The sequence below is a fragment of the Actinocorallia libanotica genome (genome assembly GCF_039525175.1).
Classification (GTDB): Bacteria; Actinomycetota; Actinomycetes; order Streptosporangiales; family Streptosporangiaceae; genus Actinocorallia; species Actinocorallia libanotica.
Window position 1 is genome coordinate 375391 of record NZ_BAAAHH010000001.1, and the last position, 11825, is coordinate 387215.

The window sequence follows — 11825 nt, forward strand, 5'->3', positions numbered from 1 at the left end:
CGTTAGGTTCGTGATCATTCACGGTGGAGGACGCGGAACTGCTTCCGCGTTCTCCACCGTTCCCGGAAACCGCGAGATGTTCTCCGGTACGCGCTCTTGGAGGTCCAGGTGGGTTGGTTGGCGGCAGGCGAGGGATACGAGATCTCGCTGGTGGACGGCAAGGTGGCGGCGCGGTCGGTCCGCACGCGCGGAAAGCAGCTGAAGACGCTGCCCAAGGCGCTGCGCGAGCACCCCGAGGTGGAGCGGCTGCGGCGGTTCGCCGAATGGCTGGACCGGCACGCCGCCGCGTGCGTCGCCCAGGTCGACGCCTGGATGGTCTCGTCCCTGCCGGTGCCCGCGGGGCTCCTCGGCCGGGTGTGGGCCGACGAGGCGTGGCAGATCGCGCTGCGCGACCTCGTGGTGGTCGGCGACGACCCCGACGAGCCCGGCTTCCTGCGGGACGTCTCGGAGTCCGGCGAGCTGCGCGTGGTGAACCTGGACGGAGAGACGGTGAAGCTGTCCGCCGAGACGGTGACGTTCCCGCACCCGGTGCTGCTGCCCGACCTGGAGGACCTGCGCGAGTTCGCCGCCGAGCTGGAGCTGACCCAGCGGGTCGAGCAGGTGTACCGCGCCACCTGGGTCAAGCCGGCCGAGGCGGAGCTGGCGCCCAAGGCCACCGCCGTGCAGGAGTTCTCCGGCGGCAGGTACGCCTCGCGCTTCCGGATCGCCGCCCGCGCCGAGTCCCTCGGCTACCGCGTCTCGGGCGGCTACGCCACCTGCCGCGTGCGCGACGGGGGCCGGACCGCCGAGGCCGCGATGTGGATCGGCGAGCCCTACTGGGACGGCCAGAGCGAGACCGGCTCCCTGAACTGGCAGGACGAGAACGGGCGCGGCATCGCGCTCCGCGAGGTCGGCCCCGTCGCCTGGTCGGAGGGCATGCGGATGGCCGCGGCGCTGTACGCGGGCCGCACGGTCGAGAACGGATGACCCGCGTGAGCGACGTGGAAGGGCTGCTGGAGGCCGGTGCCGTGCTGCCGCCCGGCACCGGGGACGCGGGGGAGAACGCCGTCCCGCTGACGGCGCGGACGTACCGGCATCCCGCCCTGGACGGACGCGTGGTGGTCCGGCTGGTGGACTCCGGGCTCGGGGAGGGCGAGGACCTCGCCGCGGGATTCCTCGGCCTGGAGACCGCGGCCGAACCGGAGGTCGTCGGCGTCGGGAGGCGCGACTCGCTCAACTTCCCCGAGTGGGTGCTGGTGCACCACCCGGCGGACGGCCAGCACGCGCTGGCCCTCGTCCCCGAGCTGGAGCGCATCGCCCAGCGCGCCAAGAGCAAGCCGAAGGCCGCGCTGACGGCGTTCCAGGAGCTGGCCGGCCGGCTGGCGTCCTCGCTGCCGCATCTGCTGCCGACCTTCTACGAGCGGGTGGCGCGCGAGTTCCTCGCGGTCGAGAACCTCACCATCGCCGCGCAGGTGTTCACGCGCGCCCGCACCGCCGAGACCGAGCACGGGCTGCCGATCGACGAGGAGCGGACCGACGCGGTCTTCCTGGAGTTCGCGCTCGCCGGAGCCCTCCAGATCAAGACGCTCTCGGCCTACGCCGCCGACCTGTCCCAGCGCGTGCCCGCCGACGAGGCGCTGCGCCGCTTCACCCGGCTGTGCGTCCGGCGCACCGCGGGCGGGGTGGCACCGTCGTCGCGGATGGCCACCGACCTGAGGCGGCTCGCCAAGGCCGCGGGCGAGGACGCGAAGGCGGTCGAGCACGCCTACCTCGCCGAGGTGCTGGACCTGCCCGCGACCGCCCGCGCCGCCGAGGGCTGGTGGAAGGCGCACCGCCAGGCGCTCGTCTCCCTGGCCAAGGAGCGCCCCGAGGTCTGCGGGAAGCTGCTGAACCTGGTCCCGCAGGACCCCGAATACGGCAGCAGGCTGCCTGTCCTGTGGTTGGAGATGCTGGAGGAGTCCGGCGCCACCGCCGTCCTCTGCGACCCCGACGGCGCACCCGAGGAGGCGCGGCCCGAGGACGGGAGCGCCGGCTGGCTGAAGCGCTTCCACTGGTTCTGCGCGAGGAAGAAGCGGGGCGCCTACCTGCCCTTCCTGTACCCGCTGGTCGAGCGCATGGCCGGCCGGCTGAAGGCCGAGCTCACCGCCGCGGGCGAGGGGATGACCGCCTTCCCGCAGCCCGACCTGCTGGACCTGCTGCTCGAACTGGGCGTCCCGGTGGCCGACCCGCGGCCCGGCCAGGTCCTGAACCTGAACGACTGGGCCGGAGGCGAGAAGCAGCGGAGCCTGCTGGCGCTCGCCGCCGACCACCGCTTCCGCGCCGTCCTCCGCCACAACATCGGGAGGTCGGGCCGCGGCTCCAACAGCACGCGCGCCTTCCAGAAGCTCCTCGACTCCCCCGGCGGCCGCCCGGTGCTCGCGGAATGGGTGACGGAGCTCGCCCGCGAGGCGGTCGTACCGGGCCTTCCCGACCTCCCCGCACGGCTGGAGGGGCTGTCGTGGCTGCAAGGCCCCGTCCTGGCGCTCGCCGAGAAGGAGGTGCGCGCGGTCGCGGCCACCGACCTCGCCCCGATCCTCGCCCGCAGCCTGCGGGCCGGGCTCTTCGACGAGCTGGGCTGGCCCGCCTGGGAGGAGGCGCTGGAGCACCTGGGCGGCAGGAACCCCTACGAGGTGCGCGTCGCCGAAGCCTGGCCGTACCTGATCGTCGCGGGACACGCCCAGGTCAGGGTGATCGGCGCCGAGGGCACCGTCCTCGTCCACGACCTGCGCGTCCCCGCCGGTGACATGTTCGGCGAGCCGGGCTTTCGCTACGTGGACGGAGACCTGCTCGTCCACTGGTCGTCCCGGCAGCGCAACGGCGGGAAGCTCGGGTACTGGCACACCGCCGCCGACCGGCAGCAGCCGATGACGGGCGCCGCCGCCCGCAGCGTCCGCCTGTCCCGGTACCAGCCCGAGATCTGCAGCGTGCCGCTGCCGGGGGGCGGACGCACCACCGGTCTGGGAGTGCTGCACCGGGGGGACACCGCCCTGCCCCCCTCCCGGCACGTCATCAGCGACGGGACGTCGTACTGGGTGTGGCTTTCCACGGACGGCGACGATCTCGGGTACTGGTACGCGTACGACCCGCTGAGCGGAGAGGTCGGGCAGCAGGACATGCCCGCCTTCTTCGCCGAGGCCACCAGCGGCCTTCCCGAAGGAAGCGTCTTCACGCGCGGCATGCTGCTGCCTCCCGCCTTCGACGCGGCGGGACCGGACGGCGCCTCGGTGGGCGGGATGGACGGCTGGCGGGTCGTCCGGCTGCCGGACGGCTCCGTGCGGGGCGAGGACCTCGCCGGGAACGCCGTCACCGTACCGGCGGGCCGCCAACCGGTCGGCGCGCTGTTCCTGCCCGGCGACGACGGGCCGCGGGCGCTGATCCAGGGGGATCACCAGCTCGAGCTGGCCGACCCCGACGGGGTCATCACCTCCCGTGTCCGGACGGACCGGCGGTTCGGGCGCGTCACCCTCACGCCCCTGCCGCCGGCGCAGTACTGGCAGGGCATGCGCCCCCGCGACCCGCGGGGGTCGAAGGCGCTGCGCCGGATCGACGGGGAGACCGCGGCCGCGCTGCTCAAGGCGGCCCAGGGCGAGGGAGAACTCCTCGACTCCGTCCGCGCGCTGATCCCGGAGCTCACCCACGAGGACCTGATCGCGGAGGTCGGCGAGGTCGTGCGGTTCGCCGCCCACCGGCAGGCCACCCTGGACGGCATCGCGCAGAAGCTGGACCAGGCGCTCGCCCCCGCCGTGGCGGCGGAGGTCTTCGAGGGGCCGAGCGACACGGCGATCGAGAAGGCGGTCAAGGCGGTCTTCCAGGGCCGGAGCGGTGCGGGCCCCTGCCTGTTCACCCTGGTCGAGCACATGCGCCGCGCCATGGCGGGACGGTACGCCGGGGAGCGGCGCGAGACCCACCTGGAGGGCATCGGGCTGCCCTACACCGCCCTGCGGTTCGACGGCCTGCTCCCGGCCGCCGCGGCCCTGACCCACCTGGCGGTGTCGGAGTTCACCCCGTCCAAGGACAGGGAGGTGCTCAGCACGCTGCTGAGAACGCTCAGCGACCTGGGCATGCTCGGAGACGACGGCGCGCGGGCCCGGTGGCGGATGTTCCAGCTGCGTCTGGACGCGGCGACGGCCCAGTCCGACACGGGGAAGAAGGGCACCCGGAGGGCACTGCTCCCGCTGGAAGGCGGCGCGTTCCTGGCGGTCTTGAACTTCGTCGACAAGGGAGCGGACGGCGTCGACTTCCCCGCGATCTTCTACGATCCGGCGGGCCGGTTCGAGGTCCCCTCCCGCTACCAGGTCCTCTCGTCGGAGCCGCTGCCCGCGCCGGAGGGCGCGTTCTCTCCGGACGGGGTGCTGGCCGAGGCGGCCGTGCGGGGCCCCGCCCCCTGGTTCCCCGAGGCGGCCGAGGAGTTCGCCCGGCGCACCGGGGTCACCGTCACCCTGGCGAAGCTGGTCCTCGCGGGCCTGCCGGGGATCGACCACTGGGAGCGGAACTTCCTGCCCGCCGAGACGCGGACCGCGCTCAAGGTGAAGGTCGCCGAGGCGGCCGTGGCCAAGGACGAGCTCAAGAAGCTGGGCTCGTCGTTCAGGCGCGCCCTCCTCGGCGCGCTCGTGCCCGCCGACCCGTCCCGGCTGTGGACCGACGGCCCCGACGCGGCCGCGGCCGCCGAGGTGTGGAACGCCGGGCTCGGCCGGCGCGTGACGGTGCCGGAGGAGCTCCTGTCCGAGGTGCTCAAGGCGGTGCGCGTCGGCCGGCCCACCGGCCGGGTGCTGCAGGCCCTGCTCGATCCGGTGTCCGCGCCGGAGCTGAGCCGGGACCTGAGGTGGGTGGTGAACGGCAGGAACATCGCCCCCGAGACCGGGCAGGGAACGGGGTTCGACGAGCAGACCCTCGTCGGCTCCGTCATGACGGCGGTCTGGCTCGCCCACCGCCTCCCCGCCGGCGACCCGCTGCGCGCCCGGCTTCCCGCCGCCCTCGCGGCGGTGCGCGAGCGGCTCGCCAACCCCGATCTGATCCTCCGCCTCGACCGGTACGCCTACCTCCAGGACTTCCGCAAGGTGGCGGGCAACCCCACCGAAACGGGGGACGGGTACGAACGGTACGGGGCGGTCGTCCTGCCCACCGCCGACCCCTACGCGTTCCCCGGCATCAAGGTGGCGCTGCTCGACGAGAGGGGAGAGGACCCGTACCTGCCCGTCTTGCGCGCGGGCGACGTACCCGCCAGGGTGGAGACGGCGCTGGGCATGGCCCTGGACGAGCGGTTCGCGGCGCTGCTGGCCGACCCGGGCGACCCGGTGGCGGGGGAGCGGGACGCCGACGGCACGTGGTGGCCGCAGGATCCGTCCCGGTCGGTGCCGGGGCTGGTCGCCGAGGCCGCCTCGCGGTACGACCTGGGCCCGGACGCGGCGGTGGTGTATCTGATGCTGCTGGCGATGCCCGATCCCACGGACAAGAACACCGCGCGGTGGACGGGTTGGAAGCCGGCCCGGCTGAAGGCCGCCCGCGCCGAGTTGGCCGCCACCGACCTGGTGGTCGAAGCGCGTCGTGCGCGGGCGGGCCGTTCCCTGTTCCTGCCCGGAGGGTGGAACGCGCTGCGCGCTCCGCATCTGCCGCAGGAGGAGTGGAAGCTCCCGCTCTACGGTCTGGCCGGAGATGTCGACTCCCGGACGCTCCGGGGCGCCCTCGTTCCGGTCGAACCCGTCGCGGACCTGTACCGCAGGGCGTGGCGGCGCATCACCGAGGGCGACGTCCCCCGCTTCGCGGATCTGGAGATCCGCCGGGGCCGCCGCCGCTGACCGGTGCCGCCGCTCGTACGTGCCCGCCGGGACCCCCGGCGGGCACGTTTTGATTTCCAGCTGATTTGTCGGGGCTCCCCACTAGATTCGCGATCATGAGCGATGGGGTCGAGCTGGTCGAATGGGCGGAACTGCCGGCGGGGGCGGTCCTTCCGCCGGACGCCGAGGGCGCGGGGGAGCGGATGGTGCCGCTGGCCGCCCGCGGCTACCGGCACCCCGCCCTGGACGGCAGGGTGGTGGTGCGGCTGGTGCCCGCCGATCGGATCGAGGGAGAGGACCTGGCCGCCGGGTTCCTGGGCCTGGAGGGCTTCGGCGAGCCCGAGACCGTCGCCCTGGGGCCGCGCACCGCGCTGGGCTTCCCCGAGTGGGTGCTGGCGTACCACCCCGAGGACGGCCACCACGCGCTGGCCGTCGTCCCGGAGCTGGAGCGCATCGCCCGGCGGGCGAGGTCCAAGCCGAAAGCGGCGCTGACGGCGTTCCAGGAACTGGCCGCCCGGTTGGCCTCCTCGGCACCGCATCTGCTGCCGACCTTCTATGAGCGGGTGGCACGCGAATTCCTCGCCGTCGAGAACCTCCCCTACGCCGCGCAGATGTTCACCCGCGCCCGCACCGCCGAGGCCGAGCACGGGCTGCCGATCGACGAAGAGCGTTTGGACGCGGTGTTCCTGGAGTTCACGCTCGCCGGAGCCCTCCAGGTCAAGACGCTCTCCTCCTACGCCACCGGCTTGGCCGGGCGGGTGCCCGCGGACGAGGCGCTGCGCCGCTTCAGCCGGTTGTGCGTGAGGCGTACGGCGGGCGGGGTACCGCCGTCGGCGCGCATGGCCACCGATCTGCGGCGGCTCGCCAAGGCCGCGGGCGTGGACGCGAAGGCCGTCGAGCACGACCACCTCGCCGAGATGCTGGACCTGCCCGCGACCGCGCACGCCGTCGGAGGCTGGTGGAAGGCGCACCGCCGGGCACTGATCTCGTTGGCCAGGGAACGCCCGGAGGTCTGCGGGAGGCTGCTGAACCTGTTCCCGGAAGACGTCGAGCACGACGGCGAGCTGCCCGCCCTGTGGTTGGGGATTCTGGAGGAGTCCGGCGCCACCGTCGCGCTCTGCGAGCCCGACGGCGTGCCCGAGGCGGCAAGGCCGGAAGACGGAAGTGTCGGCTGGCTGAAGCGGTTCCACGAGTTCGTGGTGAAGACGCGGCAGGATGCCCGCCTGTCCGCCCTGTACCCGCTGGTCGAGCGCATGGCCGACCGGCTGAAGGCGGAACTCGCCGCCACCGGTGAAGGGCTGCCCGCCTTCCAGCAGGTCGACCTGCTGGATCTGCTGCTCGCCCTGGGCGTCCCGGTGGCCGATCCGCCGCGCGGCCACTCGCTGAGGCTGAAGGACTGGGCCGAGGCCCCGGAGCAGCGGGACCTGCTGGCGCTCACCGCCGACGACCGCTTCCGTGTCTCGCTCCACCGCGGCATCGGACGGTCGAACACCGGTCACGGCGCGCGGGTCTTCCAGCAGCTGATAGCCGCCCCCGGCGGCCGCCCGGTGCTCACCGACTGGATGGCGAAGACCGCCCGCGAGACGGTCAGGCCGAGCCTGCTCCGGCTCGCCGGGCCGCTGGAGAGGTTGGAGCGGCTGCCCGGCGAGGTGCTGGCGCTCGCCGCGGAGGAGGTGCGCGAGGTCGTGGCCACCGACCTCGCCCGGATCCTCGCCCGCAACCTCCGGGGCGGGCTCCTGGACGAACTGGGCTGGCCCGCCTGGGAAGAGGCGCTGGCCCGGCTGGGCGGCAGGCCGTCCCGGTTGCGCGTCACCGACGCCTGGCCGCATCTGATCGTCGCCAACCGGAGCCAGGCCAGGGTGATCGGCGCCGAAGGCACCGTCCTGGTGCACGGCCTGCGCGTTCCCGCCGAGGACGTGCTCGACAGACCGCGCTTCCACTACGTGGACGGGGAGTTGCTCGTCGCCTGGTCCTCCCGGCAGCGGAACGGCGAGTGGCTCGGATACTGGCACACCTCGGCCGACCGGTGGCAGCCGATGTCGGGCGCCGTCGGCGATGGCGCCCGCATGCCCTGGGACCAGGACGGGTTCTACAACCTGCGGCTTCCCGGCGGCGGCCGCACCACCGGCGCGGGAGTGCTGCGCCCGGGGGACACCGCGCTGCCCGGGGCAGGGCGCGTCATCGGCGACGGCGCCTCGTACTGGGTGCCGCGGACCGCGGACGGTGGAAGCGCCTGGCACGCATACGACCCGGTGAGCGGGGAGACCGGGCGGCGGAGCATGCCCGCCTTCTTCACGGAGGCCACCCGCGGTCTTCCCGAGGGAAGCACCTTCGAGAGCGGCATCCTGCTCCCCGCCGTCTCCGAGGCGGCCGGGCCGGGCGGAGCTCCGGTGGGCGGGACGGACGGCTGGCGGGTCGTGCGGCTGCCCGACGGCTCGTACCGCGGTGAGGACCGCGCCGGGAACACCGTCACCACCCGGGGATCCCTTCCCCCGGCGGGCGTGGTGTTCCTGCCGGGGGACGACAGGCCCCGCGCGCTGGTACGGGACTCCTTCCAGCTGGAACTGGTCGACCCCGACGGCGTCGTCACCGTCTCCACCAGGACGGACGGACTGGCCGGCCGGGTCACCGCGCTCCTGCCGCCGGTGCAGTACTGGCACGCCATGCGCCCCCGCGACCCGCGGGGCTCGGCGGCGCTGCGCCGCATCGACGGGGAGACCGCGGCCGCACTGATCAAGGCCGTACGGGAGGGGGAGGAACCGGCCGACGCCGTCCGCGCCCTGATCCCGGAGCTCGCCCACGAGAGCCTGATCAAGGAGGTCGGCGTGGTCGTGCGGACCGCCGCCAACCGGCGGCAGACCCTCGACCGGATCGGTCGGAAGCTGAAGAGCGCCGCTCTTCCTCCCCAACCGGTGGAGAAGATCGAAGGGCCGGACGACGCGGCGATCCAGCGCGCGCTCGACGGCATCGGCGAAGGAGGGGGCCACGGCGGCGACCGTCCCGTTCTCTTCACCCTCATCGAGCACATGCGCCGCGCCCGGGCCGGACGGTACAGCGGCGAGCAGTGCGAAACCCACCTGGACGGGATCAGGCTCCCCTACACGCCCCTGCGGATGGACCTCCTGCTCTCCCGCCACGCGGCCATCGCCTACCGCGCGGTGTCGGCGCTCACCCCGCCCGAGGACAGGGCGGTGCTCGGCGAGCTGCTGAAGGCTTTCGGCGAGCTGGGCATGACCGGGGACGCCGAGACGCGGTCCCGGTGGAGGCTGCTTCGACTGCGCATGGACCAGACGGAGGCCTGGAAGCAGAAGAAGAGCCGCCGGAGGGCGCTGCTTCCGCTGGAAGGCGGCGCGTTCCTGGCCTTCGTGGACTACGCCCACGTCGCCGGGGACGTCGAATTCCCTGTGCTCTTCCACGATCCCGAGGGCCGGTTCGAGGTCCCCTCCGCCTACCGGACGGTCTCGTCCGAGCCGCTCACCGCACCGGAGGACGGCTCCTCCTCGGGCGCGCTGCCGGCCGAGGCGGCCGTGCGCGGACCCGTTCCGTGGTTCCCCGAAGCGGCCGAGGAGTTCGCCCGGCTCACCGGCACCACTCTCACCACGGCGAAGCTGATCATCGCGGGTCTGCCGGGGACCGACCGCGAGGAGCGGAACTTCCTGCCCGCCGGGACGCGGACCGCGCTCAAGGTGAAGGTCGTCGAGGCCGCCGTGGCCAGGGACGGACTCCGCGGGCTGGACGAGGCGTTCAGATGCGCCCTCGTCGGCGCGCTCCTGCCCGCCGACCCGGCCCGGCTGTGGACCGGCGGCCCCGATCCGGCCGCGGCGGCCGAGCTGTGGAACGCGAGGTTCGAAAGGCGCATGGCGATTCCCGAAGAGCTCGCGGCCGAGGCGGCCGAGGCGCTGCGCCTCGGCCGCGCCGACGAGGTGCTGCCCGTCCTGTTCGATCCGGCGTCCGCGCCCGAGCTGAGCCGGGACCTGAAATGGACGGTGAGAGGGGACCGCGCCGTTCCCGAGAGCCCGAACGAGAAGGGATTCGTCTCGTCGGTCCTCGTCGAAGTCGTCGCGGCGGCCGCCTGGCTCGCCCACCGCCTCCCCGCCGGTGACCCGCTGCGCGCCCGCCTTCCCGCCGCCCTCGCGGCCGTCCGCGACCGGCTCGCCAACCCCGGCCTGCTGCTCGGCCTCGACCGGTACGTCGACCTCACCGCATTCCGCAGGGCGGCGGGCGCCCCCACCGAGGTGCGGGACGGATACGAGCGGTACGGGGCGGTCATCATGGCCACCGCCGATGACCTTCCCTTCCCCGCGGTCAGGACGGCGCTGCTCGACGAGGGGGGCCAGGACCCGTACCTGCCCCTGCTGCGCGAGGACGGGGTCTCCGCCGACCTGGAGGCGGCGCTGCGCCTCGTCCGGGACGAGCGGTTCGCCGCGCTGCTGGCCGACCCGGGCGACCCGGCGGCCGGGGAGCGGGACGCCGACGGCACGTGGTGGCCGCAGGACCCGTCCCGTTCCGTGCCCGGACCCGTGGCCGAGGCGGCGGAGAAGTACGGCCTGAGCCCGGACGCGGCGGCCGTGTATCTGATGCTGCTGGCGATGCCCGACCCGACCGACCGCAACACGGCGCGGTGGACGGGGTGGAAACCCGCCCGGTTGAAGGCGACCCGTGCCGAGTTGGCGGCCACCGATCTGGTGGTCGAGGCGCGCCGTGCGCGGGCGAGCCGTTCCCTGTTCCTTCCCGGAGCCTGGAACGCGCTGCGCGCTCCGCACCTGCCGCAGGAGGAGTGGAAGCTCCCGCTGTACGACCCGGCCGCCGACGCGGCCCTCAAGGCTTCGCACGGCGTCATCGTCCCGTTCGAGCCCGTCGCGGACCTGTACCTCAGGGCGTGGCGGCGGATCGTCGAGGGTGACGTGCCGCGCTTCGCGGACCTGGAGGCCCGCCGGGGCCGCCGCTGACGACGGCTGCTTCTCCTCGCGTGCCCGCCGGGACCGGCTCTCGGCGGGCACGCCGCCGTCTCTTCAATTTTGGCCGATCTGTCGGAGAGTCCCGCTAAGTTCGTGATCATCACTGCAGCGAGGACAAATCGGACTCCTGTGTTCTTTACCATCTCCGGAACCGTGGCGCCCCCGGGTGCGCGGCCTCCGGATCGCGGACTTGTGGAGGTGCTGCCCGGTGGGTTGGCTGGCGGCGGGTGAGGGCTATGAGATAGCCCTGGTGGACGGGAAGGTCGCGGCGCGCTCCACTTCGGGGCGGTCGGCGGGCAAGCAGCTGAAGACGCTGCCGAAGGCGCTGCGCGACCACCCCGAGGTGGAGAGGCTGCGGCGGTTCGCCGACTGGCTCGACCGGCACGCCGCGTCCTGCGTCGCCCAGGTCGACGCGTGGATGGTCTCGGCACTGCCCGTGCCGTCCGCGGTGCTGGGCGAGGTGTGGGCCGACGAGGCATGGCAGGCGGCGCTGCGCGACCTCGTGGTCGTCGGCGCGGTCGGTGAGGGCCCGGATGCGACCGGTTTCCTGCGGGACGTGTCCGAGGACGGCGAGCTGCGGGTGGTGAACCTGGACGGCGAGACGGTGCGGATGTCCGCCGAGACGGTGACGTTCCCGCACCCGGTGCTGCTGCCCGACCTGGCGGAGCTGCGGGATTTCGCCGTCGAGCTGGGGGTGGCCCAGAAGGTCGAGCAGATCTACCGCCCGACCTGGGACAAGCCGTCGGATCCGAACCAGCGGTCCAGCGCCACGAGTGAGTTCGCTGGCGGGCGGTACCCCTCGCGCTTCGCCCTCGCCGCCCGCGCCGAATCCCTCGGCTACCGCGTCTCGGGCGGCTACGCCGTCCACCGCATCAGGAGCGGCGGCCGGATGGTCGAAGCACGTGTGTGGATCGGTGAACCGCATCGCGAGGACGACAGCGTGACCGGCGGCCTGAGCTGGAGCTCGGGAGGACGCCACCTGCCGCTCGACAAGGTGGACGCGGTGTCCTGGTCGGAGGGCATGCGCATGGCCGCGGCCCTGTACGCGGGCCGGACCGGTGAAAGGTGAGAGATC

General features: G+C 73.8%; 4 protein-coding genes. All 4 read left to right on the forward strand.

The features are described 5' to 3' along the window. The first annotated feature begins 108 nt into the window (after positions 1-108). The 4 genes from ABD140_RS01950 (at position 109) to ABD140_RS01965 (ending at position 11819) form a co-directional block, all read left to right on the forward strand. Positions 109-966, forward strand: a complete 858-nt coding sequence (locus ABD140_RS01950; RefSeq protein WP_344235992.1) for a DUF4132 domain-containing protein — start codon at positions 109-111, stop codon at positions 964-966. Between the two features lie 5 nt (positions 967-971). Further along, on the forward strand, positions 972-5813 hold the full coding sequence (locus ABD140_RS01955) for a DNA-binding protein (protein WP_344235994.1): 4842 nt from the start codon (positions 972-974) through the stop codon (positions 5811-5813). 95 nt (positions 5814-5908) lie between these two features. Beyond that, positions 5909-10741 (forward strand): DNA-binding protein, encoded by a 4833-nt coding sequence (locus ABD140_RS01960; RefSeq protein ID WP_344235996.1) that lies wholly within the window; start codon positions 5909-5911, stop codon positions 10739-10741. Between the two features lie 217 nt (positions 10742-10958). Then, on the forward strand, positions 10959-11819 hold the full coding sequence (locus ABD140_RS01965; RefSeq protein WP_344235998.1) for a DUF4132 domain-containing protein: 861 nt from the start codon (positions 10959-10961) through the stop codon (positions 11817-11819). Positions 11820-11825: the final 6 nt, after the last annotated feature.

What these genes read in the sequence shown, in the direction of transcription:
- ABD140_RS01960 (WP_344235996.1), top strand. Translation starts at nt 5,909, where the DNA reads ATGAGCGATGGGGTCGAGCTGGTCGAATGGGCGGAACTGCCGGCGGGG.